Source organism: Pseudomonas sp. microsymbiont 2, from assembly GCF_054788395.1.
The window spans coordinates 1,455,247-1,480,619 of sequence record NZ_CM139112.1; the positions used below are offsets into that span (position 1 = coordinate 1,455,247).

Below are 25,373 nucleotides of genomic sequence, written 5' to 3' on the forward strand. Positions count from 1 at the left end.
GCTTCGCGTTGGTGGCCTGCCGTCAGGATGCTCGTTCGAAAACGACATCCAGGAGTGGGGCATGAGCACTATCAGCGAGCGCGTGGAGCGCAGTCTCGACACATTGGACGCTGGGCGACCGATCATTCATCTGGTGAGCAGCATCATCCGCGATTACCCGGATCCTTACGCGCTGGCCCGCAAGCATGCGCAGCGTATCGTGCTCAAGCATACGGGCAAGGCGATGGATCCGCGTTTTGTCTGGTGGCATCAATTCGACGGCGCCAGCTCCAGCAGCCGCAGTTTCACTGGGTGGGAGCACAGTGGTGTGCCGAAGAAGTCCATGCACTTGGCCGAACTGGTGGTCCAGCGTTTCGATGCCCGGTTCCAGCAGGCACCGGACGAACTGGATCTGTATGGTGGCTTCTATCGTCAAGGACGCCACGCCACGGCGTTCAATGAGCGCAACGAGCTACCGATGCTCGGCAGTGCGGTGCAGCAGGACCTGTGGGCGCTGGATTTCGCCGTGGCCTATCGAGCCGAGCTGGCGAGTTTCTGGTCGACTTACGGTGCGCAGTTTCGCGTGCTCGCCAAGATCAACTTGCTGGGCCAGGCGCATGCGGCAAAGCGCGAGGGGCATATCACCGTCGAAGACTGGACACGTCTGCGCGCGATGGTCAGCAATGAGCTGAGCATTACCGGTGTACCGACCCTCGACCAGTTGCAGCGCGACAGCACGGAGAATCCGCTGGTCGCCAGCCGCTATGCGATCGACCGGGTGGATCGGGGCTGTCTTTACAGTTTCGCCGCTCAGGATGGCAGGGTGGTGCTATACCGCCCGTGGGCGGCCGAGGCGCTCAGGGGGTTCGAGTCGGAGCGGGCCATGGCCGCATGGTTACGCGCCCAGTTGCACGATACCGACACGCTGGCGGTCTATTTGCAGGCGGCCCATGTCGATGAGCGTGACACTGAGCGAATGACGCAGATCAAGGCCAAACTCAAGAGCTTGGGCGACAGCCATTCCGATCAGGCGACCCAGGCGCTGCTTTCTTACCTGCGCATGCCGATCGCTGGCGAAATGTTCAGGTACCTGGGTGATCGGGCTCATGAGGAAATGCAGCAGAATGCCGCAGCCATGCTCGACAACGCCGATTTGCGCAAAGCGATGTGGAGTGGCTATCTGGCGGCGTTCTTGAGGGTGTTCGGCGGCTTTGCGCCGCTGGGTTGGCCAATGACCCTGACCCTGCTGGGGGCCAGTGTTGCCAAAGTGGCGCTCGATGTCGACGTGGCTGCCAATGCCGTTGACGACCAGACTCGCCGGGCGGCGCTGAGCGATGCCATTTTCGACAGTGTGTTTGCGGCGCTGAACATGGCTGACCTTGGCTTTCAGTCCAGTTTCGCCTCCTTGACCTATGAGGCCGCGATCAATGAGCGTGGTGCCTCGCTCACTGACTGGCAACCCACGCGGTCGGTCTCGCCGGCCTTGCAAGGCTATGAAGCCAATCAGGTGTTGAACGATGAACTGGCGCTGTCGGGAAGGCTTCGCGGCATACGCATCGACGAGCAGGGCGGCTGCTGGATCGTCCTGGATGGTCTGACCTACCGTGTGCGCTACAGCCAGGACTTGGCCGTGTGGTTGATCGTGCCCGCCAACGATCCTTTCGCCTTCGCTCCCCTGCATCCGGTGCGCCTGGATGACAGTGGCGCATGGCAATTGCTGGAGCCGCCACGGTTGCTGGGAGGAAGCCCGCCGTCAATCGAGGGCGTGCCCAACACCACTTCGCGTTTCTGGGACGGCTACCTGAAGGCGGATTCGCTGCACAGCAGCGTGGCATCCGCCAGCGCGTTGCACAGGCAGAAAGCGCTGTTGCAGCGGCAAGGGGCTGTGCCAGCACTTGTCCCAGGCGCCGTGCCGACGCTGGACAGCCATGGCCTGGACTGTGTGATGGTGGCTGGCACCCTGAGCTATTCCTATCGCTACGACCGGGAATACTTCAACTCGCTGATCGAGTACTACACCAGCGACGAGTCCAAGGTGAACGACGTGTTCCGATCGGGTAACTATCGCTACGGTGATGAGGATGACTACATCAAGGACCTGGCCGACAGCCTCGAGCGCCTGCCCAGGAACAACACCGTAAAACTCTATCGGGGTGGGCACAGCTCGCGGGGTACCGGTGGCGATGCATATCGGCAGCGACGATTGCGTGTTGGCGATGTGCTGGTCAACACCGATATCACATCTTTCACCGAGAACCCTTACAAGGTCGGAGAGTTTGCCTCCACCAACAGAACACAGGCACTGGACAGCATGGTCGGGGTGTTCGATGACAGCTCGATCATCTTCGAGCTGCCCGCTGGACAGTACCAGAGTGGGACGCCTATCAGTCCGTTCTCTCTTTATTGGGACGAGGGTGAGACGGTGTTTCTGCCAGGCAGCTACTTTCGCATCGACAAGCTGGAGCAGGTTTACGGCGAGCACTACCATTTCCTTCATGTCACGCTGAGTCAGACGGTCGCTCCGTTGTCGGGGGCGGTCTACGATCTGCGCACTGGCCAGGTGTTCGACCGGGCGCGCTTCGTCTCGCGGCTCCGAACAGCGGCCTTGGCGCAACGCTTCTTTCCGGCCCCGGCTGCCTCGACCTCAAGCCTGCTTGAGCAGTAACGCCACACCAGGGTAGTACTGCCCCAGTTCGTTGTGCAGCTTGCGATAGGCATAAGGGAAGTACCAGGCGATCGCACACGCCGTGTGCTTCCCCAGATCGCTCACCAGGTCCTGCAGCTCCTCGGGGCTGGCGTGCTGGCCGGCTTTCCATGGCGTGACGAACAGCGCGCCGGCCTTGAGCTGGCTGCCATAGGCGATCGACTTGGCCTGGGTCGCGGTTTCCTGCAGGGTCAGCGCCAGGTCGAGGCGGGCGATGCGCGGCCAGCGCTGGTTGGCGTGCAGGTACAGCGATTGCTCGGCGCTGCTGATCGACAGGTCGCAGCGTCCGTCGCGCTCTCCCTCATCTCGATGTTTTTTGCTCGCATGGTGTTCCAGCGCCACCAGTTCGCCTTGCCAGGCGGCTGCGGCGAGCAGGCCGATGTTGGTGGCCGTGTTGTGCCAGTAAGGCGCCTCGTTGTCGCCCTGCAACTGATTGAAGCGATCGATGCAGTCCATCCAGCGTTCGAGGGCCGGGCGCACGAACTCCAGGTGTGGGTTGTTGATGATCAGGCCTTGCATGCTGCGCGCTCCTTGTCATTGTGATCGAGGTCAGCGAAGTGATGGCTATGTGATATCACTGTTGGGCACTTGGCACAAGCCGGCGGACCCGCCATTGGTCCGGGGTGATCCACCGCCCTCGATTGACGCTCAGGGTGCAACCCTCTAACCTTCGCGGCGTGTTTCAGGTGCCCTGCGAGCCTCAAGGTTCGGCAGGGTGAAACTGGGAAGCCGGTGGGCGCCGACAGGGCGCGATTCCGGCGCTGCCCCCGCAACGGTAGGTGAGTCGAAGGCCGCGCAGGGCCACTGGGTGATCGATCCGGGAAGGCGCGCGGTTCCGGGCCAAGCCCGCTCACGAGCCCGGAGACCGGCCTGTAACTGCCAACGGCATCACGGAGGGTGATGCGCGGTGCGATATGGCCTGTGCCATGCCCCTGCGCGCTCTTCGTCTGCCTGCCTTTCATCTGTCGCCGCCCCTGCGACAGCCTGCGGAGACCCCTGATGAGCGAATCCCCCGACCGCGACGAACGTCACCTGGCGCGCATGCAGCGCAAAAAGGCGATCATCGACGAGCGCATCGCCAATTCCCCCAATGAATGCGGCCTGCTGCTGGTGCTGACCGGCAACGGCAAGGGCAAGAGCAGCTCGGCGTTCGGCATGCTCGCCCGTGCTCTGGGCCATGGCATGCAGTGCGGCGTGGTGCAGTTCATCAAGGGTCGCAACAGCACCGGTGAAGAACTGTTCTTCCGCCGTTTCCCCGAGCAGGTGCGCTATCACGTGATGGGCGAGGGCTTCACCTGGGAAACCCAGGACCGTCAGCGCGACATCGCCGCCGCCGAAGCCGCTTGGGCCGTATCCCGCCAGTTGCTGCAGGACCCGTCGATCCAGTTCGTCGTGCTCGATGAACTGAACATCGCCCTCAAGCATGGTTACCTGGACCTCGACCAGGTGCTCTCGGACATCCAGGCCCGACCGCCGATGCAGCATGTGATCGTCACCGGCCGTGCCGCCAAGCCGGAAATGATAGAACTGGCCGACACCGTCACCGAGATGGGCATGCTCAAGCACGCCTTCCAGGCCGGCATTCGCGCGCAGAAGGGCGTCGAACTGTGAGCGAGCCGCGCCATTGTCCCGCCGTGCTGATCGCGGCACCGGCCTCCGGCCAGGGCAAGACCACGGTCACCGCGGCCTTGGCTCGCCTGCACCGCAACCTTGGACGCAAGGTGCGGGTGTTCAAGTGCGGGCCTGACTTTCTCGACCCGATGATTCTCGAGCGTGCCAGCGGCGCGCCGGTCTACCAGCTGGACCTGTGGATGATCGGCGCTGACGAGAGCCGCCGGCTGCTGTGGGACGCGGCGGGCGAGGCCGACCTGATCCTGATCGAAGGCGTGATGGGGCTGTTCGACGGCACGCCATCGAGCGCCGATCTGGCTCGCCATTTCGGCGTGCCGGTGCTGGCGGTGATCGATGGTACGGCCATGGCCCAGACCTTCGGCGCCCTGGCCCTGGGCCTGGCGCGCTACCAGCCCGACCTGCCGTTCGCCGGGGTGCTGGCCAACCGGGTCGGCAGCCTGCGCCATGCGCAACTGCTCGAAGGCAGCCTGACCGAGGGCCTGCGCTGGTATGGCGGGTTGTCCCGCGAGCGCGGCATCGAGCTGCCTAGCCGGCACCTTGGTCTGGTCCAGGCCAGCGAGTTGAATGACCTGGATGCACGCCTGGACGCCGCCGCCGAAGCGCTGGGCGCCAGTTGCGATGCCGCGTTGCCGCCACCGGTCCGGTTTGCCGAGCCTGAGCCGGTGAAGGTGACCTCGTCGCTGGCCGGAGTGCGCATCGGCGTGGCGCGCGACGAAGCCTTTGCCTTCACCTACGGCGCCAATCTTCACTTGCTGCGCGACCTGGGGGCGCAGCTGGAATTCTTCTCGCCGTTGCACGACCGCGAGCTGCCCGTGGTGGATAGCCTTTATCTGCCTGGCGGCTATCCCGAGCTGCATCACCAGGTGCTGGCCGCCAATGCAGCGATGCTGGAAGCGATCCGTGCCCATCATGCAGCCGGCAAGCCATTGCTGGCCGAGTGCGGCGGCATGCTCTACCTGCTCGACGCACTGACCGACGTGGCGGGCGAGCGCGCCGCGCTGCTGGGCCTGCTGCCGGGCGAGGCGACCATGCAGAAGCGCCTGGCGGCCCTGGCCTTGCAGGCGGTCGAGCTGCCCGAAGGGACCCTGCGTGGTCACACCTACCACCATTCGCTGACCAGCACCGAGCTGGCGCCGATCGCTCGCGGCCTGAGCCCCAATGGCGGCCGCGGCAACGAGGCGGTCTATCGCCTGGGGCGCCTGACCGCGTCCTACGTACATTTCTACTTCCCCTCCAACCCGGATGCGGCGGCGGCGCTGCTGCGACCATGAGCCGACACGCCTACAGCGAAGCCGAGCGCCAGGCCATCTACCGGGCCATCGGCGAACGCCGCGATATGCGCCATTTCGCCGGGGGCGAAGTAGCCCCCGAGTTGCTCGGGCGTCTGCTCGCCGCCGCCCACCAGGCGCCCAGCGTGGGCCTGATGCAACCGTGGCGGTTCATCCGTATCAGCCAGCGTGCCTTGCGCGAGCGGATCCAGGCGCTGGTGGAGCAGGAGCGGGTGCGCACCGCCGAGGCCCTGGGCGAACGCTCCGATGAATTCATGAAGCTCAAGGTCGAAGGCATCAACGACTGCGCCGAAGTGCTGGTCGCCGCGTTGATGGACAAGCGCGAGGCGCACGTCTTCGGCCGCCGCACCCTGCCCGAGATGGATCTGGCTTCGCTGGCCTGCGCCATCCAGAACCTGTGGCTGGCGGCACGCGCCGAAGGGCTGGGGATGGGTTGGGTGTCGCTGTTCGACCCCGAGGCGCTGGCCGAGCTGCTGGGCATGCCTGCAGGTGCGAAGCCCATGGCGGTGCTGTGCCTGGGGCCGGTGACCGAGTTCTATCCGGCGCCGATGCTGGTGCTGGAAGACTGGGCCGAGCAACGGCCGCTGAGCGAGATGCTGTACGAGAACCATTGGGGAGAGCGTCCATGAGCGTGGCCTTGCTGACCGTGGCGGGTGTGGCCCTGGATGCGCTGCTGGGCGAGCCACGCCGGCGTCATCCGCTGGTGGGCTTCGGCAACTTCGCCTCGCGCCTGGAACAACGTTTCAACGCCGGCGGGCGCGGCTGGCGCAGCCATGGCGTTACCGCGTGGTTCCTGGCGGTGGTGCCGCTGACCCTGCTGGCGCTGATCCTGTCCTGGCTGCCGTACATCGGCTGGCTGGTGGATGTGCTGGCGCTGTACTGCGCCCTGGGCCTGCGCAGCCTGGGCGAGCATGTGCTGCCGGTGGCCCAGGCATTGCGCCAGGGGGACCTGGCCGAGGCGCGGCGGCGCGTCGGTTATCTGGTCAGTCGCGAGACCCGCGAGCTGGACGAGCCCGCCGTGGCCCGGGCGGCCACCGAGTCAGTGCTGGAAAACGGCAGCGACGCGGTGTTCGCCGCGCTGTTCTGGTTCGTCGTGGCCGGTGCGCCGGGGGTGGTGCTGTACCGCCTGAGCAATACCCTGGATGCCATGTGGGGCTATCGCAACGAGCGCTTCGAGCGCTTTGGCTGGTGCGCGGCGCGCATCGACGATGGGCTGAACTATATTCCCGCCAGGCTGGTGGCGCTGACCTATGCGCTGCTGGGCAAGACCCGCCTGGCCCTGGCCTGCTGGCGCAGCCAGGCGCCGCTGTGGGACAGCCCCAACGCCGGCCCGGTGATGGCCGCTGGTGCCGGCGCGCTGGGCGTGGAGCTGGGCGGCCCGGCGGTGTATCACGGCGAGCTGCATGAACGGCCGCGCCTGGGTGAAGGGCCGATGGCCGACGCCGATGCCATCGAGCGCGGTTGGAGCCTGGTGCAGCGCGGCGTGTGGCTGTGGGTGCTGTTGATCTGTGTGGGAGCCTATCTGAATGCTTGAACACGGTGGCCGCCTGCTGCGGGCGGTGAAACAGTACGCCATCCCTCGGGAACAGTGGCTCGACCTGTCCAGCGGTATCGCGCCATGGCCTTACCCGATACCGTCGATTCCGCTGGACGCCTGGGCCCGGCTGCCAGAGACCGAGGACGGCCTGGAGGCGGCGGCGCGGCAGTACTATGGCGCGCAGCCGTTGCTGGCGGTGGCCGGTTCTCAGGCGGCGATCCAGGCCTTGCCGTACCTGCGCCCGGTCGGGCGGGTCGGGGTCCTCTCGCCGTGCTATGCCGAGCACCCGCATGCCTGGGCACGGGCAGGGCACACGCTGGTCGAGCTGGACGAGAGCAAGGTCGAGGACGTGCTCGACAGCCTCGACGTCCTGGTGCTGGTCAACCCTAACAACCCCACTGGCCGCCGGGTAACCCGCGAACGCCTGCTGGCCTGGCATGCGCGTCTGGCCGAGCGCGGTGGCTGGCTGCTGGTGGACGAAGCCTTCATGGACAACACGCCCGAACACAGCGTGGTCGAGCAGGCCGGGCAACCGGGCTTGATCGTGTTGCGCTCGTTCGGCAAGTTCTTTGGCCTTGCCGGTGTGCGGCTGGGCTTTGTTGTCGCCCAGTCCGATGTGCTGCGACGCCTGGCCGAGGCGCTCGGGCCCTGGACTGTCAGCGGCCCGACCCGTGTGCTGGGGCACGCCTGTTTCGCCGACGAGGCAGCGCACCTGGCGCAGATTGCTCGTTGCGCCCAGGCCAGCCAACGCCTGGCTTCGTTGCTCGACGGCGCAGGCCTGCCACCCAGCGGCGGCTGCGACCTGTTCCAGTACGTGGGTGATGAGCGCGCCGCGCACCTGCATGATTTTCTCGCCCGTCGCGGCATCCTGGTGCGCCTGTTCGAGCAGCCGCTCGCGCTGCGTTTCGGCCTGCCCGCCACGGCGGCGGACGAACAACGCCTGGCCCAGGCCCTGGCGGACTACCAGAAGGAATCGGCATGACCACCCTCATGGTGCAAGGCACCACCTCCGATGCCGGCAAGAGCACGCTGGTCACCGCCCTGTGCCGCTGGTTGCTGCGCCAGGGCGTCGCCGTGGTGCCGTTCAAGCCGCAGAACATGGCGCTCAACAGCGCCGTGACCGCCGACGGCGGCGAGATCGGTCGCGCCCAGGCAGTGCAGGCCCAGGCCTGCCGGCTGGCGCCGCACACCGACATGAACCCGGTGCTGCTCAAGCCCAACAGCGACACCGGCGCCCAGGTGATCGTCCATGGCCGCGCGGTGACCAGCATGAACGCCGTCGCCTACCACGACTACAAGGCCATCGCCATGCAGGCGGTGCTGGCATCCCACGAGCGCCTGAGCGCAGCCTACCCGGTGGTGATGGTCGAAGGCGCCGGCTCGCCGGCGGAGATCAACCTGCGTGCCGGCGATATCGCCAACATGGGCTTCGCCGAGGCGGTGGATTGCCCGGTGATCCTGGTGGCCGATATCAACCGGGGCGGTGTGTTCGCCCACCTGGTCGGCACCCTGGAGCTGCTGTCGGCGAGCGAGCAGGCGCGGGTCAAGGGCTTCGTCATCAACCGTTTCCGTGGCGACATCGCCTTGCTGCAGCCGGGCCTGGACTGGCTGGAGCAGCGCACGGGCAAGCCGGTGCTGGGCGTGCTGCCCTACGTCACCGACCTGCACCTGGAGGCCGAGGATGGTATCGATACCCGCCAGGGGGCGAAGGGCGAGCGCGTGCTCAAGGTGATCGTCCCGGTGCTGCCGCGGATCAGCAACCACACCGACTTCGACCCGCTGCGCCTGCATCCGCAGGTGGACCTGCAGTTCATCGGCCCGGGCCAGGCGATCCCACCCGCCGACCTGATCATCCTGCCTGGCTCGAAGAGCGTGCGCGGCGACCTGGCGCAACTGCGCGAGCGTGGCTGGGACACCGCCATTGCCCGGCACCTGCGCTACGGCGGCAAGCTCATCGGCATCTGTGGCGGCCTGCAGATGCTCGGCGAGCAGGTCCATGACCCTCTGGGCCTGGAAGGGCCAGCCGGCTCCAGCGAAGGGCTGGGCCTGCTGGCGTACGGCACCGTGCTGGAGGCCGAGAAGCAACTGCGCAACGTGGCGGGCACGCTCGAGCTCGAACGGGCCCCCGTGTCGGGCTACGAGATTCATGCCGGCGTCACCAGCGGCCCGGCGCTGGAGCGTCCGGCGGTGCAACTGGCCGATGGCCGCGTCGACGGCGCCATCAGCGCCGACGGGCAGATCCTCGCCACCTACCTGCATGGCCTGTTCGAGGGCAGCCAGTCATGTGCCGCGTTGCTGCGCTGGGCCGGCCTGGCCGATGCGCAGACCATCGACTACGAGGCCCTGCGCGAGCGTGATATCGAGCGCCTGGCCGACCTGGTCGAGCAGCACCTGGACACCGCGCGCCTGCGCCAACTGTGTGGAGTCGCCTGAAGTGCGCAACCTGATCCTCGGCGGCGCCCGTTCGGGCAAGAGCCGCCTGGCCGAGCAACTGGCCGATGCCAGCGGCCTGCCGGTGACCTACATCGCCACCAGCCAGCCGCTGGATGGCGAGATGAATGAACGCGTGCGTCTGCACCGCGAGCGCCGTCCGGCCCATTGGGGGCTGGTGGAGGAGCCGGTGGCGCTGGCTGATGTGCTGCGCGCCGAAGCCGCCGAAGGGCGCTGCCTGCTGGTGGACTGCCTGACCCTGTGGCTGACCAACCTGCTGATGCTCGAGGATGACCTGCGTCTGGCACAGGAGCGCGACGCGCTGCTCGATTGCCTGGAACAGCTGCCGGGCACCCTTATCCTGGTCAGCAACGAAACCGGCCTGGGCGTGGTGCCCATGGGTGAACTGACCCGTCGCTACGTCGACCTGGCGGGCACGCTGCACCAGGCCATGGCCGAACGTTGCCAGCGCGTGGTGCTGACCGTGGCCGGCCTTCCTCTCATGCTCAAAGGACCTGCCCTATGACCCAGATGTGGTGGCGTGACGCCTGCCAACCCCTCGACACCGCCGCCATGGACCAGGCCCGCGCCCGTCAGCAGCAACTGACCAAACCCGCCGGTTCCCTCGGCCAGCTCGAAGGCCTGGCGATACGCCTGGCCGGCCTGCAAGGGCGCGAGCGTCCCAGCCTGGAGCGTGTCGCCATCACGATCTTCGCCGGCGACCATGGCGTGGTGGAGGAGGGCATCTCCGCCTATCCGCAGGCGGTGACCGGGCAGATGCTGCGCAACTTCGTCGGCGGTGGCGCGGCGATCAGCGTGCTGGCGCGTCAATTGGAGGCCGACCTTGAGGTAGTTGACCTCGGTACCATCGACCCGACGCTGCTACTGCCCGGTGTCCATCACCTGAACCTCGGGCCCGGCACCGCCAACTTCGCCCGCCAGCCGGCGATGACCGACGAGCAACTCGCCGCAGCGCTGCGGGCCGGGCGCGACAGTGCCCTACGCGCACTCGACAACGGTGCCCAGCTGTTCATCGGTGGCGAAATGGGCATCGGCAACACCACCGCCGCCGCGGCGCTGGCCAGCACCTTGCTGGGTTGCCCGGCACGTGAGCTGAGCGGCCCGGGCACCGGCCTGGACAGCGCCGGCGTGCGGCACAAGGCCGAAGTGATCGAGCGTGCCCTGGTGTTGCACGGCCTGCGCGCTGACCAGCCGCTGCAGGCGCTGGCCTGTGTCGGCGGCTTCGAGATCGCCGCGCTGGCCGGTGCCTACCTGGCGTGCGCCCAGCATGGCGTGGCGGTGCTGGTCGATGGCTTCATCTGCAGTGTCGCCGCCCTGGTGGCGGTCCGCCTCAATCCGCAGTGCCGCCCCTGGCTGCTGTTCGCCCACCAGGGCGCCGAGCCGGGGCACAAGGCCCTGCTGGCGGCCCTGGAAGCCGAGCCGCTGCTGGCCCTGGGGCTGCGCCTGGGCGAGGGCAGCGGCGCGGCGCTGGCGGTACCGCTGATCCGCCTGGCCTGCGCGCTGCACGGGCAGATGGCGACCTTCGCCGAGGCGGCGGTGGCGGATCGCCCGGCATGATCCTCGAACTGCTGCGCCATGGCGAGACGGAACTGGGTGGCGGCCTGCGTGGCAGTCTCGACGACGCCTTGACCGAGACCGGTTGGACGCAGATGCGCCAGGCCGTCGCCGACGCCGGCCCCTGGGACGTGCTGGTCAGTTCGCCGTTGCAGCGCTGCGCGGCGTTCGCCGATGAGCTGGGCGCGCGTCTGAACCTGCCGGTGCTGCGCGAGGCCGGTGCGCGCGAGCTGCACTTTGGCGAGTGGGAAGGGCAAAGCGCCGCGCAGATCATGGAAGTCGACGCCGATGCCCTGGGGCAGTTCTGGAGTGACCCGTATGCCTTCACCCCGCCGGGCGGCGAGCCGGTGCTGGCCTTTGCCGAACGGGTGCTGGCGGCGGTCGAGGGTTTGCGCCGTGCGTACGCAGGCAAGCGCGTGCTGCTGGTCACCCATGGCGGGGTGATGCGTCTGCTGCTGGCGCGGGCGCGTGGCTTGCCACGCGAGCAATTGCTGCAGGTCGAGGTTGGGCATGGCGCGCTGGCGCGGCTGATGCTCGATCACGACGGCCAGCTGCACGAGGTGCGATGAGATGCTGCCGTTCTGGATCGCCTTGCAGTTCCTCGGCAGTCTGCCGGTGCGCTTGCCAGGAATGCCGACGCCCCAGGACATGGGGCGCTCGCTGCTGTTCTATCCACTGGTAGGGCTGCTGTTCGGGCTGATGCTGTGGTTGGCCAGCCATCTGTTGCAAGGCACCGCGGCGCCCTTGCACGCGGCCTTGCTGCTGGCGCTGTGGGTGCTGCTCAGCGGCGCGCTGCACCTGGACGGCCTGGCTGACAGCGCCGATGCCTGGCTGGGTGGCTTCGGTGATCGTGAGCGCACCTTGCAGATCATGAAGGACCCGCGCAGCGGGCCGATTGCCGTGGTCACGCTGGTGCTGGTACTGCTGCTGAAGTTCTGTGCCCTCTGGGTACTGGTCGAGCGGGGCGCTGGCGGCCTGCTGGTGCTGGCGCCGGTGGTGGGGCGGGCGGCGATGCTCGGGTTGTTCCTCGGCACCCCCTACGTGCGTTCGGGCGGGCTGGGCGCGGCCTTGGCCGAACACCTGCCCCGGCGCGCTGCGAGCTGGGTCTTGCTGGGTTGTGCGCTGGCCGGCCTGGCGCTGGGAGGCTGGGCGGTGCTGTGGCCGCTGCTGGCGGCGTTGGTGGTGTTCGTATGGCTGCGTCGACTGATGTGCCGTCGGCTGGGCGGAACCACCGGCGATACGGCCGGGGCGTTGCTGGAGCTGCTGGAGCTGACGGTGGTGGTTACCCTGGCACTACGCGCATAGCTTCAGGCTGACACGTTCCCCTTTAGGAGCGGCCTTGTGTCGCGAAAGGGGTGCGAAGCGCCCCCTGGATTCGGGCATCAAGCTGATATCGCCGGGGCCGCTTTGCGGCCCTTTCGCGACACAAGGCCGCTCCTACAGGGGTAGGATGTGTCCTGCATAGATCTCGGAAACTATCCCCAAGAATTGCGCTTATCCTCGTCCGTTCCTTCACCACCAGGAACCCCCGCCATGCACCCCTGGATACTCGCCAGCCTGCTGGCCCTGACCGCCATACCCGCCAGCGCCGCCGACCTGATCGATTTCTGGAACACCCCACGCCACGGCGGCAACAGTTTCAACCGCCTGCCCCCGGACCAGGCCTACTTCGATGCCCTGAAAGGCTACGGCTCCAGCTGGGTGCGCCTCTCCTACGATAAGTGGCGCCCGGCCCAACGCGATTTCCTGCTGGGCAATGCCGACGATTATCAGGGACTGGCCAGTGCCGACCTGCGGCAGCTCATCGAGGTGCTCGACCACGCCCACGCCGCTGGCCTCAAGGTGGTCATCACGCCGCTGTCGCTCCCTGGCATGCGCTGGGCGCAGAACAATCAGGACCACTTCGACGACAGGCTGTGGCAAGACAAGCGCTTCTGGGACCAGTCCGCGCGCTTCTGGCGCGACGTTGCCCAGGCCCTCAAGGATCACCCGGCTATTGCCGCCTACAACCTCATCAACGAGCCTGCGCCCGAGAAGCACGGCGGTTTGGCCGAGCACGCCGACCTCGACCAGATGAAACAGTGGTACGTCCGCGAGCAGGGCGGAGCGCGTGACCTGCCAGCGCTCTATCGGCAGTTGGTGGCGGCGATCCGCGAAGTCGACGACAAGACGCCGATCATGGTCGATGCCGGCTGGTACGCCGCCGCCGATGCCTTCGGCTACTGGCCCAAGGCGCTTGAGGATGAGCGCGTGCTGTACAGCGTGCACATGTACGAACCCTATGCCGCGACCAGCGCGCCCAATCTTGCCCGCAAGCAACCCTTTGCCTATCCGGGGCCTGTGCCGTTTGCCGGGCAGACCCGGCAGTGGGATGCCGAGCAGGTCGCCCGCTACCTGCAGCAACCGGTGGACTGGGCCGATTCGATGAAATTGCCGCGTTCACGGTTGGTCGTCGGCGAATTCGGCTGCATGCGGCGGCTACCCGGGTGCCGGCAATACCTGGACGATGTGCTCGCAGTGCTGGATCGCCAACACTTGCATTGGGCCTTCTATAGCTTCCGCGAGGACAGTTGGGACGGCATGGACTACGAACTGGGATCGGCGAAGGTGCCGTGGCGCTATTGGCAGGCCATCGAACAAGCCGCGCCGGACCCCTTGCCGCGCAAGGCGACGGCCGAGTTCGAACCGATCCGCCGACGGTTGCAGGCTGAAGCGCTACCGTGAAACTTCTTGCAACATCGATAATGCGGGTATATACACGTATCCATGCTGACCAGTGAATGCATCTGTACCCATCTGCGTCGTGCCGCCCGTGGGGTGAGCCGGCATTACGACGAGGCCCTTTTCGGCTTCGGCATCAATGTCGCCCAGTTTTCCCTGCTACGTCATGTGCAGCGCCTCGACCGCCCCAGCATCACCTGCCTGGCCGAGGCCATGGGCCTGGAGCGCAGCACCCTGGGCCGCAACCTCAAGGTGCTCGAGGCCGACGGCCTGGTGTGCCTGGCCGACGGCGACGACCAGCGCAACCGCGTGGTGCTGCTGAGCGAAGCGGGCAGGGCGCGCCTGGAGGCGGCCTACCCGGCCTGGCAGCAGGCCCAGGCACAGTTGGTGGAACGACTGGGCGAAGACCAGCGTGACGAGCTGGTGCGCTTGCTGGAGCAGCTTGCCTGAACGACTACGATAGAAAGCGGGTATATACCCGTATCAACCTTGCGATGGGCTGGAGACAACGACAATGACTTCCCTTTGGCGGAGCAGCGGTTGGGTACTTCTGGGGGCGGCGCTGATCCTGGCGCTGTCGCTGGGGGTGCGACATGGTTTCGGCCTGTTCCTGGCGCCGATGAGTGCCGAGTTCGGCTGGGGCCGCGAGGTATTCGCCTTCGCCATCGCCCTGCAGAACCTGATCTGGGGCCTGGCCCAGCCCTTTACCGGTGCCCTGGCCGACCGCCTGGGCGCCGCCAAGGTGGTGGTGATCGGCGGCATCCTCTACACCGCCGGCCTGGTGATGATGGGCATGGCCGATTCGGCCTGGTCGCTGTCGCTGAGCGCCGGCCTGCTGATCGGCATCGGGCTGTCCGGCACGTCGTTCTCGGTGATCCTCGGCGTGGTCGGGCGCGCCGTGCCGCCGGAGAAACGCAGCATGGCCATGGGCATCGCCAGCGCGGCGGGTTCCTTCGGCCAGTTCGCCATGCTGCCCGGCACCCTGGGCTTGATCCAGTGGCTGGGCTGGTCGGCGGCCTTGCTGGTGCTGGGCCTGATGGTGGCGCTGATCGTGCCGCTTGTGGGCATGCTGCGCGATCGTCCGCTGCCCAGCCAGGGCGCCGAGCAGAGCCTCGGCCAGGCCTTGCGCGAGGCCTGTTCGCACTCCGGCTTCTGGCTGCTGGCGCTGGGCTTTTTCGTCTGTGGCTTCCAGGTGGTGTTCATCGGCGTGCACCTGCCGGCCTACCTGGTCGACCAGCACCTGCCAGCGATCACCGGCACCACCGTGCTGGCGCTGGTCGGCCTGTTCAATATCGTCGGCACCTACACGGCGGGCTGGTTGGGTGGGCGCATGTCCAAGCCGCGCCTGCTGACTGGCCTGTACCTGCTGCGTGCGGTGGTCATCGTGCTGTTCCTCTGGGCACCGGTGACGCAGTTCAGCGCCTACCTGTTCGGCATCGCCATGGGCCTGCTGTGGCTGTCCACGGTACCGCTGACCAATGGCACCGTGGCCACGCTGTTCGGCGTGCGCAACCTGTCGATGCTTGGCGGCATCGTGTTTCTGTTCCACCAGCTGGGCGCCTTCCTCGGTGGCTGGCTGGGCGGCGTGGTGTATGACCAGACCGGCAGCTACGACTTGGTGTGGCAGATCTCGATCCTGCTCAGCCTGTTGGCCGCGGCCCTCAATTGGCCGGTGCGCGAGCGCCCGGTCGCGCGCCTGCAGGCCCAGGCCGCATGAACCGCCTGCTGGGGCGTGGCCTGCTGCTTGTCGGCGCGCTGCTGGTGCTGGCGTTGGTATGGTGGGGCTGGCACAAGGGTGGGCTGGCGCTGATGCAGTTGGGCATGGGCTTGTGTTAAGCGCTACCCTGCACATTCAAGGAATCATGTGCAGGAGACCGATATCATGCATGCACGCTGGCTGACCCTACCCCTGCTGGCCCTGGCCGCCGCCACTTCGAGCTGGGCGGCGGACTGCCCGGCGCTGCTCCAGGGTAGCCTGCCGGAGCTGCGCGGCAAGGAGCAGATCGATCTGTGCCAGCGCTTCGCCGGCAAGCCGTTGGTGGTGATCAACACCGCCAGCTATTGCGGCTTCGCTCCGCAGTTCGAAGGGCTGGAGGCGACGTACCAGGAGTACCACGAGCAGGGCCTGGAAATGCTCGGCGTGCCGTCCAATGACTTCAAGCAGGAGGACGCCGACAGCGAGAAGACCGCCAAGGTCTGCTACGCCAACTACGGCGTGACCTTCACCATGGCCAAGGCCCAGCCGGTGCGTGGCAAGGACGCGATCCCGCTGTTCGTCGAGCTGGCCCGGCAGAGCAGCGCGCCGAAGTGGAATTTCTACAAGTACGTGGTGGACCGCAAGGGCAAGGTGATCGGTAACTTCTCCAGTCTGACCAAGCCGGACGATCCAGCGTTCAAAGCGGCGATCGAAAAGGCCATCGTCTCGCAGCCTTGACCTGAGCGCCGCGTGTTCCAGGCATGAAAAAACCGCCACGAGGGCGGTTTTTTCATGCGGCGGGCATTGCTCAGAAGCGGTAGGTCAGCGAAGCAGCAACGCCATGGGCGCTGTTCTCGTACTTGGCCTGGTAGCTGCCTTTGAGACCTGCTTCGCCAATGCTGTGCGGCTGGTTGTTGACCTTGGTGTCCTCTTCCCACAGGTAGGAGTAGGCCACGTCGATGGTCATGTCGTCGGTCGGGCTCCAGCCGGCACCGATGCTGAAGATCTTGCGATCGCCAGTGGGGATGCGCGGAGAGCGGTTGGTGTTGTTGGTCGGTGACTGGTCAACCGAGAAACCGGTGCGCAGAACCCACTCCTTGTTCACCTTGTAGGAGGCGCCAATGGCGTGAGCCCAGGTGTCGTGCCAGTTCTGCTCCTCGGAGATGGTCGCGAACTGCCCGGCAGGGCCTGCCGGAACGTCGTTGTTGACGGTGATCGCCTCCAGGCGGCTCCAGCGGGTCCAGGTGCTGCCTGCGTACAGGGTCCACTGGTCATCCAGCTCGTGGGTGACCGAGAAGTCCACCGACTCGGGCGTCTTGATCTTCAGCGACGCATCGAACTTGTTGCCGTCCAGGCGGAGCAGCGGATAGCTGACCTTGGTCTTGCCTTCGAGCTTGTAGTCGACCATCGAGTGGTAGGTCAGGCCGACACGGGTGCGGTCGGTGGCTTGTACCAGGATGCCGATGTTGTAGCCAACGGCGGTATCGTCGCCCTTGATCTTGACCTCGCCATCGGCTGGGCGCAGCGGCGAGACGCTGGCCAGGTTCGAGCCCAGTTCGCCCTTGATGCGGTTGATGGTCGGGCCGAAACCGATCGAGACCTTGTCGTTGAACGCGTAGCTCACGGTCGGCTGGAAGGTCACGACCTCGACATGGCTCTTCTTGCCCCAGTAGCGCGCGGCATCGTCGCTACCGTAGTCGGTGACCAGGCCGAATGGCACGTAGACGCCGAAACCGACGCTCCAGTGGTCATCGATCGACTTGACGTAGTAGCCCATCGGTACACCGACCACAGGCACCATGTCACCGTCAGTTTCTCCCCCCTTGTTGCTGCCAGGCCCGGAAATATCGGACTTGGCGATGACCGCGGCACCGCCGACGGTCATTTGGTCGCGCTTCAGGCGGGACATGCCCGCCGGGTTGCCGTACACGGTACTTGCATCTTCGGCAGCGGAAGAACGACCCGCAAAACCTGTCCCCATGCCACTGACGCTCTGCTCGTTCAGGGCAAAACCACTGGCGAGCAATTGACTGGAAGCGAGGGCAACGGCAACGCCGAGAGAGGTTTTGAGCATAACTTTTTTCATTATTAGAAACTCCTTGGGATCTCCGGGGCGAAAAGCTACCAACAAATACCGCTCCACGCTATAGGCTGAAACGCAGGAGATAGAGCGGTTTTGTAGGACAATCCGACCAAAATTCCATTTTTTCATGTTGCGAATGCGAACGGTTGTCAGGAAGCCATCACCGATTCCGAGGCGATGCAGTGATGCCAGGCCTGGGTGAAGTCCCGCAGGCGTCCCGGGGGGTGGAAGGTCTGGCGCCAGATACGTGCCAGGCCCAGCAAGTCGTCGGCTGCCGGCAAGGGCGTGGCCTGCTCTTCGATGAGCATCCAGGCGATGGCCGTGGCATAGCGCAGATTGACGGTCAGTTCGAGGTGGGGGCCGCCGAGGAAGGCGTGCTGGCTGGCCAGTCCGCGGACCAGGCTGGCCAGTTCGGGGTCGCGGGCAAGGAAGTCGTCCCACAGGCAGCGGTGGCGATGTTCGCCGATCCGGTACAGACCATGGCCGCGCCGGTCATGCAGGGCGGAGCCCAGGCCCGACTGGCTGGCGGCAACACCCAGCAACAATGCTTCGGCGCTGGCGCAGTGGCGGTCCAGGTAGATCAGCGTGGGTCTGATCACATATCGACTCAACTCGTTCGCAGCGATGCCCATGATGCCCTCTGCTGAAAAGGCCGACGGGCGCTGGAGCTTGGCAGCTGGTGAGTGGTCAGGCCCGCCGGAAGCGGCAAGCGCCGCTCGAGTTGAAGTGTAGTGTGATAACTGTGGTGTAAAGGGCTGTTTTTAAATCGATTGCAGCCCGAAGGCGCGGGGTATATGCCCGCTGGCGATTAAGCCAATTACCTTCAGGCTGGCGCTGCGATGGCGTATTCATGGCGTTTATCGTCCGCCATTCATTCATGCGGTCAGCGACTGCCGCGTGCGCTCGATCACCGCCTGCAGCGGCTCGGCCCGGTTGTACTGCTCAGGGTAGAGACGCTCGCTGTGGCAGGCGACGCCATGTTCGTCGACCAGGGTGAAGCTGAAGCTGCCCTTGCGTGGGGCGACGATCAGGCACTTCAGTGGTGCGAAGGCCTGGGAAAGGGTGCCGAAGGCAGCCTGGATTTGTTGGTGGTTGCTCATATTGTTGGATGTTCCTGCGTAAGACACGGTTTTCGATCCGTGCACAATAGAAACGTTCCAGTGACGTCTTTATTAAGGAGACGCAGAACCTGACTGGAACAGGGCAGCCAGAGGGGCGCATGCAATAGGTGGGCGCTGGGCTGACTGGTAGGTACGACAGAAGGCAGGCAGCACTCCGAGGCCAGGGTTCTAGGCGCCGGGGAAGATCCTGATCAATCTGATACGTGATTCGTGCCAGGCAAGGATTGCCAAGTGAATCATCGAATGGGCCGGTCCTGATGGGCAGCGCATGCTCGTGTTCGAGCGTCGGGCTGGAGGGACGTGATGGCCAGAATGACTTTCAGCTGGGTACTAACGGGGCGCAACCCTACACGAACATTAGAGGCATTGCAAGTGTTTGGCTTTTGTTGCGCGGAGCCGGCCATTATGTCGCCTATCGGCTTGGCTGTGAAGAGGTGGGATGCCTCGTCGACACGCCCCATGTACCGTTTTCGTGCATCGGCATGCCGTGCGATGGTGCACTTGTACACATTCGCACGGGGACCTGTAACCCACTTGCAACATCCTGTGGACGGCTCGCCAATGACTTGACTCAAGGGGTAAGTCAATGAAAAAAAACACTAATTTTTGCTGGTGAAAAAATCGTCAGTTTGACTGAAAGCCCCATTTTGCAGGGGTTTGCGGGCTGTCAGGGATGGTTGTCCACCGAGTTATCCACAGCTTCTGTGGATTGTCCCGGGCGCTTGCTCTAGCACGGGCGTGCCAGCTGTTTCACCAAGTGTCCGACAATCGGGCGGCAGGCGTGGCACCGGCATTTTCCCCACGACGACGTCAAGAAAAAAACATCGAAAAAAATTCGCTAAGCCATAAGTCGACCAGGCCAGATCCGGCAAAAAGGAGTAGAGTGGCGCGCCTTTCGAGTCACCATCGCTGTCGGTCATGAAGCTTCGCGGTAAACACCATCCCAGTCCTGTCACCTCGCCATCGTCGCCTCCCTCCAAGCGCTTTTCGCTGAAAGTGGCCTTGTGGTTGCTCGACAGCCCGCGCCTGGGCGACAAGCCCAGCGTCAAGCACTTGGCCGGGCGCCTGCTCAAGCAACCTGCGCGTCAGGGCGTGGTGGTGGCGCAGAGCCGCCTGGGGCAGATGCTGTGCCGCGATTGCGGCAATGCCCGTGATCGGCGTATTGGCCATGAACTGCTGCGCCAGGCGGCCCGTGCCGGTGATCGCCGGGCCCAGCTGGAATATGGGCGGTTGTGCCAGGCCCAGGAGCCGGAGCAGTCTCGCTATTGGCTGGAGCTGGCGGCGGGGCAGGGCTCGCAGGAGGCGCGGCGGTTGTTGCGCCAGTGGTTCGGCGGTTAGCCAAAGCAGCTTGCTCACGATTACGCGTTCCCCTGTAGGAGCGGCCTTGTGTCGCGAAAGGGCCGCAAAGCGACCCCGGCGATCTCTGCTTTGACGCTGAGTTCCAGGGGCTGCTTTGCAGCCCTTTCGCGACACAAGGCCGCTCCTACAGGGGCATCGATCAGGCAACCCTGGCAACAGGCTGATAAGCTGCGCAGCATTCGTCAACGTTCGATCGGGGTAAGCATGACAGTGGATCTGACCAGCATTCTGCTGGGCTTGGTGGCGGGGGCCGTGCCTTGCCTGGGCTGGATCATGCACCTGCAGCGTGGCCAGGGCGCGCGCAACGCCGAACAGGCCCTGCAGCAAGAGCGCCTGAATGCCGCGCAACTGGCCCAGGCCGGCCTGCAGGCGCAGCTGGACGCCAGCCGCGACGAGATCAGCGACCTCAGCGAGGCCAATACCGCCAAGCAGACCCAGTTGGCCGCCCAAGGGCGCGAGCTCGAACTGCTGCAGATCGACCGCGACAATGCCCGCGATGCCGCCCATGCCTGGAGCCTCGAGCGCGCCAACCGCGAGGCCGAACTGCGGCGCCTGGAGGCCCAGGGCGCGCGCCTGGAGGCGGAACTGCGCGAGCAACAGGAAAACCACCAGCAACGCCTGGAGGACCTGCAGCAAGCCCGTGACACCCTGCGCGCCCAGTTCGCCGACATGGCCACCAAGATCTTCGACGAGCGCGAGCAGCGCTTCGCCCAGACCAGTCAGCAGCACCTGGGCCAGTTGCTCGACCCGCTCAAGGAGCGCATCCAGGCGTTCGAGAAGCGCGTCGAGGAAAGCTACCAGCAAGAGGCGCGCGAGCGTTTTTCCCTGGGCAAGGAACTGGAGCGCCTGCAACAGCTCAACCTGCGCCTGTCCGACGAAGCCACCAATCTCACCCAGGCGCTCAAGGGCCAGAAGACCCAGGGCAACTGGGGCGAGCTGATCCTGGAGCGGGTGCTGGAGCATGCGGGCCTGGAGAAGGGGCGTGAGTACCAGACCCAGGTCAGTCTCAAGAGTGCCGACGGTGAGCGTTTCCAGCCCGACGTGCTGATCATGCTGCCGGGCGACAAGCAGGTGGTGGTCGATGCCAAGGTCAGCCTCACGGCCTACCAGCAGTTCGTCGGCAACAACGACGAGGCTGCGCTCAAGCAGCATGTGCAATCGCTGCGCAGTCACGTCAAAGGGCTGTCGAGCAAGGACTACAACCGTCTGGAGGGCTTGCACAGCCTCGATTTCGTGCTGTTGTTCGTGCCCATCGAGGCGGCTTTCTCGGCCGCCCTGCAAGCCGAGCCCAACCTGTTCCAGGAAGCTTTCGACCGACAGATCGTGATCGTCAGCCCGACCACCCTGCTGGCCACCCTGCGGGTGATCGACAGCCTGTGGAAGCAGGAGCGCCAGGGCCAGAATGCCCGCGAGATCGCCGAGCGCGCCGGCTGGCTCTACGACAAGTTCGTGCTGTTCATCCAGGATCTGGACGAGCTGGGCGCGCGCCTTGCCCAGGTGGACAAGGCCTACGCCGCGGCGCGCAACAAGCTGTGCGAGGGGCGCGGCAACCTGGTCAGCCGCAGCGAGCAGCTCAAGCTGCTCGGCGCCCGGGCCAGCAAGAGCCTGCCGGCCGAGCTGATCGAGCGCGCGCTGACCGACGAGGCCCTTACTGAACCAGGCTCAGATGCCGATTGAGCAGGGCGCGCAGGGCTGCCGGCTTGACCGGCTTGGCCAGGTAGTCGAGACCGGCGGCGTGGACCAGGGCGATGGTCTCGTTGCGCCCGTCGGCGCTGATCACCACGCCCGGCACCGGCTCGCCCAGGCGCGCCCGTAGCCAGCCCATCAGGCCGGTGCCGGTCTCGCCATCGTCCAGGTGGTAGTCCACCAGCGCCAGGTGCGGGCGCAGGCCCTTGCCCAGCAACGCCTCGCATTCGGCCTGGTTGCGTGCGGTCCACACCTGGCAGCCCCACCGGCTGAGCAGGCTGTTCATGCCGATCAGGATGCTGTCTTCGTTGTCCACGCACAGCACCTGCAGGCCGGCCAAGGGTTGACCGACCTGTTCCACGGGGGCCACCGCCACGGGCGCGGGGCTCCGGGCGATCGGCACGCCGACGCGGAACACGCTGCCCTTGCCCGGCCAGGAGCGCACTTGCAGCGGATGCCCCAGCACCCGGCACAGGCCATCGGCGATCGCCAGGCCCAGGCCCAGGCCCTTCTCGGCGCGGGTGCGGTGGCTGTCCAGGCGTTTGAATTCCTGGAAGATCACTTGCAGCTTGTCGTCGGCGATGCCTGGGCCACGGTCCCATACCTCCAGCCACAGGCGCCCGCCCTGGCGTCGCACGCCCAGCAGGATCGGGCTCTTGCCGTAGCGCAGGGCATTGGTGAGGAAGTTCTGCAGCACTCGACGCAGCAGTTTCATGTCGCTGTCCACCCGCAGGCGGCTGCCGCGCAGGCGGAATTCCAGGTCTTTCTCGGCGGCCAGCACCTTGAACTCGGCGCCAAGGGTGTCGAACAGCTCATTGAGGGCGAATGGCTTGACGTCGGGGCTGACCTTGCCGTTTTCCAGGCGCGAGATGTCGAGCAGGTCGCTGATCAGCTCTTCGGCCGAACGCAGCGAGCTGTCCATGTGCTGCACCAGCTGGCGGGCCTCGTCGTTCATGCCTTCGGCCTGCTGCGACAGGGCGGCGGAGAACAGCCGGGCGGCGTTGAGCGGTTGCATCAGGTCGTGGCTGACGGCGGCGAGGAAGCGCGTCTTGGACTGGCTGACCGCTTCGGCGCGGCTCTTGGCCTCGGTCAGTGCCAGGTTGAGCTGCGACAGCTCGTGGGTACGTTCGGCGACCCGCTGCTCCAGCCCTTCGTTGGAGTCGCGCAAGGCCTGCTCGGCCTCACGGAACGGGGTGATGTCGGTGAAACTCATGACGAAGCCGCCGCCGGGCATCGGGTTGCCGATCAGTTCGATCACCCGGCCATTGGGGAACAGGCGTTCGGAGGAGTGCGCACGGCCCTGGCGCATCCAGTGCAGGCGTCGCGCCACATGGACCTGGGCCTCGCCCGGGCCGCACAGGCCGCGTTCGGCGTTGTAGCGAATGATGTCGGCGATCGGCCGGCCGACGCTGATCAGCCCGTCGGGGTAGTTGAACAGCTCGAGGTAGCGGCGGTTCCAGGCCACCAGGTGCAGGTTCTGGTCGACCACGCTGATGCCCTGGTTGATGTTCTCGATGGCGCCTTGCAGCAGCGCCCGGTTGAATTGGAGCACTTCGCTGGCTTCGTCGGCGATACGCACGACATCTTCCAGCTGCATGTCGCGGCCTTCGATGGCCGCCTTGACCACCGCACGGGTCGAGGAGGTGCCGAGCACGCCGGCGAGCAGGCGTTCGGTATGCTCGATCCAGTCGCCGTCGGCGTTCTGGTTGGGGTTGAAGCCCTTGCCCTGGCGGTAGGCGAAGCGGATGAAGCTTTGCCGGGCGCGTTCCTCGCCGACGAAACGCGCGGCGAGCTTGAGCAGGTCGTCGATCTGCACCGCCAGCAGTGGCTTGCTGGACGGGCGCGCGCTGGTCTGCTGGCCGATGAAGCGCCCGGCCTGCCAGTGCTCGGACACCCGTGTGCGCGACAGCAGCGAAACCCAGGCGAACAGGGTGAAGTTGCCCGCCAGCGACAGCACCACGCCCTGGGTGAGCGGGGTGATCGGCAGGTTCAGGGGGTTGCCGTGTAGCCACGCCAGACCCGGGAATAGCGACAGCGACCAGCCCAGGCTGTGGGCGGCGATCGGCAGCACCAGAGTGTAGAACCACAGGAAGATGCCAGCGGCGAGCCCGGCGAACACGCCACGGCGGTTGGCCTGTTTCCAGTACAGCGCGCCGAGCATGGCCGGGGTCAGCTGGGTCACCGCGGCGAAGGCGATCTGGCCGATGGTGGCCAGGCTTGCGGTGGAGCCGAGCAGGCGATAGCTGACATAGGCCAGCAGCAGGATGACCACGATGGTCACCCGGCGCACCGAGAGCATCCAGTGGCGGAACACCTCGAATGGGCGCTCGGCGTTGTTGCGCCGCAGCAGCCAGGGCAGCAGCATGTCGTTGGAGACCATGGTCGACAACGCCACGGCCTCGACGATGACCATGCCGGTGGCGGCCGAGGCGCCGCCGATGAAGGCCAGCAGGGCCAGGCTCGGGTGGGCCTCGGCCAGTGGCAGGCTGATCACGAAGGAGTCGGAAATCACCGTGCCCGGCAGCAGCATCTGCCCGGCCAGGGCGATCGGCACCACGAACAGCGCTGCCAGGGCCAGGTACAGCGGGAACACCCAGCGGGCCAGGCGCATGTCCTGGGACTCGATGTTCTCGACCACGGTGACGTGGAACTGCCTGGGCAGGCAGATGATCGCCATCATCGCCACGGCGGTCTGCACCACCATCGACGGCCAGTTGATGGTTTCGTTCCAGTATTCGCTCAGGTGTACCGACTGGCGCGCCTGGCTGAACAGGTCGTCGAAGCCGTCGTACAGGTTGAACACCACGAAGACGCCCACGGCGAGGAAGGCCAGCAGCTTGACCAGCGACTCGAAGGCGATGGCCAGGACCATGCCGCGGTGGTGCTCGGTGACGTCCAGGCTGCGGGTGCCGAAGACGATGGCGAACAGCGCCAGCACCAGCGATACCACCAGCGCGGTGTCCTGCACGCGGCTGCCGGTGGCGTCGGCATTGGCGCCGATCAGCAGGTTCACGCCGAGCACGATGCCCTTGAGCTGCAGGGCGATGTAGGGCAGCACGCCGACCAGGCAGATCAGCGCCACCACCACCGCGAGGCTCTGTGACTTGCCGTAGCGGGCGGCGATGAAGTCGGCGATGGACGTGATGTTCTGCTGCTTGCTGATCAGCACCATCTTCTGCAGCACCCAGGGCGCGAAGATCAGCAACAGCACGGGGCCCAGATAGATGGGCAGGAAGGCCCAGAGCTGCTCGGCGGCCTGGCCGACCGCGCCGAAGAAGGTCCAGCTGGTGCAGTACACCGCCAGCGACAGGCTGTATACCCAGGCGCGCAGGCGCGGCGGCAACGGCGTGCTGCGGCGGTCGCCATAGAAGGCGATGGCGAACATGATGGCCATATAGGCCAGGGCGACCACGGCGATCAGCCCGCTGGACAACGACATGCAAACTCCGGAGCAAGAAAAGAAACGCGGTCCCGATCAATCAGTCTGGCACGCAGGGCGCGGTTCGTCAGCGCCGACGATGGTCGCAGTGGCAGGTCGTCGCAGGGCCAATGGGTCGCACC

The 25,373-nt window shown here is 65.9% G+C and carries 23 protein-coding genes and 1 riboswitch; of the genes, 18 read left to right on the forward strand and 5 right to left on the reverse strand.

Annotation, left to right across the window (positions count from 1 at the left end; translation table 11 throughout):
• Positions 1-61: 61 nt before the first annotated feature.
• Positions 62-2,644, forward strand: coding sequence for a dermonecrotic toxin domain-containing protein (locus ACYUME_RS06620; RefSeq protein WP_460418372.1), 2,583 nt, complete (start codon positions 62-64; stop codon positions 2,642-2,644).
• On the opposite strand, the gene ACYUME_RS06625 is transcribed toward ACYUME_RS06620, so the two are convergent.
• Positions 2,624-3,202, reverse strand: a complete 579-nt coding sequence (locus ACYUME_RS06625) for a hypothetical protein (RefSeq protein ID WP_279887885.1) — start codon at positions 3,200-3,202, stop codon at positions 2,624-2,626. The two genes, ACYUME_RS06620 and ACYUME_RS06625, sit on opposite strands and share 21 nt — an antisense overlap.
• 148 nt (positions 3,203-3,350) lie before the next feature.
• Positions 3,351-3,571, forward strand: a riboswitch (cobalamin riboswitch).
• Positions 3,572-3,682: 111 nt separating this feature from the next.
• Here ACYUME_RS06625 and cobO point away from each other — a divergent pair.
• From cobO to ACYUME_RS06700, 15 genes are all read left to right on the forward strand, one after another.
• Entirely contained in the window at positions 3,683-4,294 is a 612-nt protein-coding gene (gene cobO / locus ACYUME_RS06630; RefSeq protein ID WP_460418373.1) for a cob(I)yrinic acid a,c-diamide adenosyltransferase, read from the forward strand.
• The gene (locus ACYUME_RS06635; protein ID WP_460418374.1) at positions 4,291-5,586 is read left to right on the forward strand and encodes a cobyrinate a,c-diamide synthase; all 1,296 of its coding nucleotides are present in this window, start codon (positions 4,291-4,293) and stop codon (positions 5,584-5,586) included. Before cobO ends, ACYUME_RS06635 begins: the two co-directional genes overlap by 4 nt.
• On the forward strand, positions 5,583-6,233 hold the full coding sequence (gene bluB, locus ACYUME_RS06640) for a 5,6-dimethylbenzimidazole synthase (RefSeq protein ID WP_028690901.1): 651 nt from the start codon (positions 5,583-5,585) through the stop codon (positions 6,231-6,233). The genes ACYUME_RS06635 and bluB overlap by 4 nt, the downstream gene beginning before the upstream one ends.
• Positions 6,230-7,138, forward strand: coding sequence for an adenosylcobinamide-phosphate synthase CbiB (cbiB, locus tag ACYUME_RS06645; protein WP_203647681.1), 909 nt, complete (start codon positions 6,230-6,232; stop codon positions 7,136-7,138). The genes bluB and cbiB overlap by 4 nt, the downstream gene beginning before the upstream one ends.
• A complete protein-coding gene (gene cobD / locus ACYUME_RS06650) occupies positions 7,131-8,123 on the forward strand; it encodes a threonine-phosphate decarboxylase CobD (protein WP_460418375.1) in 993 nt (330 codons plus the stop codon). Before cbiB ends, cobD begins: the two co-directional genes overlap by 8 nt.
• The gene (locus tag ACYUME_RS06655) at positions 8,120-9,574 is read left to right on the forward strand and encodes a cobyric acid synthase (protein WP_460418376.1); all 1,455 of its coding nucleotides are present in this window, start codon (positions 8,120-8,122) and stop codon (positions 9,572-9,574) included. Before cobD ends, ACYUME_RS06655 begins: the two co-directional genes overlap by 4 nt.
• Before the next feature lies 1 nt (position 9,575).
• Positions 9,576-10,097, forward strand: coding sequence for a bifunctional adenosylcobinamide kinase/adenosylcobinamide-phosphate guanylyltransferase (gene cobU / locus ACYUME_RS06660; protein WP_279887871.1), 522 nt, complete (start codon positions 9,576-9,578; stop codon positions 10,095-10,097).
• Complete coding sequence (gene cobT, locus ACYUME_RS06665; RefSeq protein WP_279887870.1) at positions 10,094-11,149, forward strand: nicotinate-nucleotide--dimethylbenzimidazole phosphoribosyltransferase; 1,056 nt, start codon at positions 10,094-10,096, stop codon at positions 11,147-11,149. Before cobU ends, cobT begins: the two co-directional genes overlap by 4 nt.
• Complete coding sequence (gene cobC / locus ACYUME_RS06670; RefSeq protein ID WP_279887868.1) at positions 11,146-11,715, forward strand: alpha-ribazole phosphatase family protein; 570 nt, start codon at positions 11,146-11,148, stop codon at positions 11,713-11,715. The genes cobT and cobC overlap by 4 nt, the downstream gene beginning before the upstream one ends.
• Before the next feature lies 1 nt (position 11,716).
• Positions 11,717-12,451: an adenosylcobinamide-GDP ribazoletransferase gene (locus ACYUME_RS06675; protein ID WP_460418377.1), complete on the forward strand. Its 735-nt coding sequence runs from the start codon at positions 11,717-11,719 to the stop codon at positions 12,449-12,451.
• Between the two features lie 294 nt (positions 12,452-12,745).
• A complete protein-coding gene (locus ACYUME_RS06680; RefSeq protein WP_460419300.1) occupies positions 12,746-13,870 on the forward strand; it encodes a glycoside hydrolase family 5 protein in 1,125 nt (374 codons plus the stop codon).
• A 42-nt stretch (positions 13,871-13,912) separates the two neighbouring features.
• Positions 13,913-14,317 carry a MarR family winged helix-turn-helix transcriptional regulator gene (locus tag ACYUME_RS06685; RefSeq protein ID WP_460418378.1) on the forward strand — a complete coding sequence of 135 codons (405 nt, stop codon included), beginning with the start codon at positions 13,913-13,915 and terminating at the stop codon, positions 14,315-14,317.
• 64 nt (positions 14,318-14,381) lie between these two features.
• Positions 14,382-15,584: an MFS transporter gene (locus ACYUME_RS06690; RefSeq protein WP_279886861.1), complete on the forward strand. Its 1,203-nt coding sequence runs from the start codon at positions 14,382-14,384 to the stop codon at positions 15,582-15,584.
• Entirely contained in the window at positions 15,581-15,703 is a 123-nt protein-coding gene (locus tag ACYUME_RS06695) for a hypothetical protein (RefSeq protein ID WP_279886859.1), read from the forward strand. Before ACYUME_RS06690 ends, ACYUME_RS06695 begins: the two co-directional genes overlap by 4 nt.
• Positions 15,704-15,749: 46 nt before the next feature.
• Positions 15,750-16,301, forward strand: coding sequence for a glutathione peroxidase (locus ACYUME_RS06700; RefSeq protein WP_460418379.1), 552 nt, complete (start codon positions 15,750-15,752; stop codon positions 16,299-16,301).
• A gap of 70 nt (positions 16,302-16,371) precedes the next feature.
• Here ACYUME_RS06700 and ACYUME_RS06705 read toward each other — a convergent pair whose 3' ends face one another.
• The 3 genes from ACYUME_RS06705 to ACYUME_RS06715 form a co-directional block, all read right to left on the reverse strand.
• A complete protein-coding gene (locus ACYUME_RS06705; RefSeq protein WP_460418380.1) occupies positions 16,372-17,649 on the reverse strand; it encodes an OmpP1/FadL family transporter in 1,278 nt (425 codons plus the stop codon).
• Positions 17,650-17,795: 146 nt separating this feature from the next.
• Entirely contained in the window at positions 17,796-18,278 is a 483-nt protein-coding gene (locus tag ACYUME_RS06710) for a hypothetical protein (protein ID WP_460418381.1), read from the reverse strand.
• A 243-nt stretch (positions 18,279-18,521) separates the two neighbouring features.
• Positions 18,522-18,746, reverse strand: a complete 225-nt coding sequence (locus tag ACYUME_RS06715; protein ID WP_279886851.1) for a hypothetical protein — start codon at positions 18,744-18,746, stop codon at positions 18,522-18,524.
• Positions 18,747-19,685: 939 nt separating this feature from the next.
• On the opposite strand from ACYUME_RS06715, the gene ACYUME_RS06720 reads away from it, so the two are divergent.
• Together ACYUME_RS06720 and ACYUME_RS06725 are read left to right on the forward strand one after the other, a co-directional pair.
• Positions 19,686-20,105, forward strand: coding sequence for a tetratricopeptide repeat protein (locus ACYUME_RS06720; protein WP_279886849.1), 420 nt, complete (start codon positions 19,686-19,688; stop codon positions 20,103-20,105).
• A gap of 294 nt (positions 20,106-20,399) precedes the next feature.
• On the forward strand, positions 20,400-21,803 hold the full coding sequence (locus ACYUME_RS06725; RefSeq protein ID WP_460419302.1) for a DNA recombination protein RmuC: 1,404 nt from the start codon (positions 20,400-20,402) through the stop codon (positions 21,801-21,803).
• On the opposite strand, the gene ACYUME_RS06730 is transcribed toward ACYUME_RS06725, so the two are convergent.
• Positions 21,775-25,251 carry a hybrid sensor histidine kinase/response regulator gene (locus ACYUME_RS06730; protein ID WP_460418382.1) on the reverse strand — a complete coding sequence of 1,159 codons (3,477 nt, stop codon included), beginning with the start codon at positions 25,249-25,251 and terminating at the stop codon, positions 21,775-21,777. The genes ACYUME_RS06725 and ACYUME_RS06730 overlap by 29 nt on opposite strands.
• Positions 25,252-25,373: the final 122 nt, after the last annotated feature.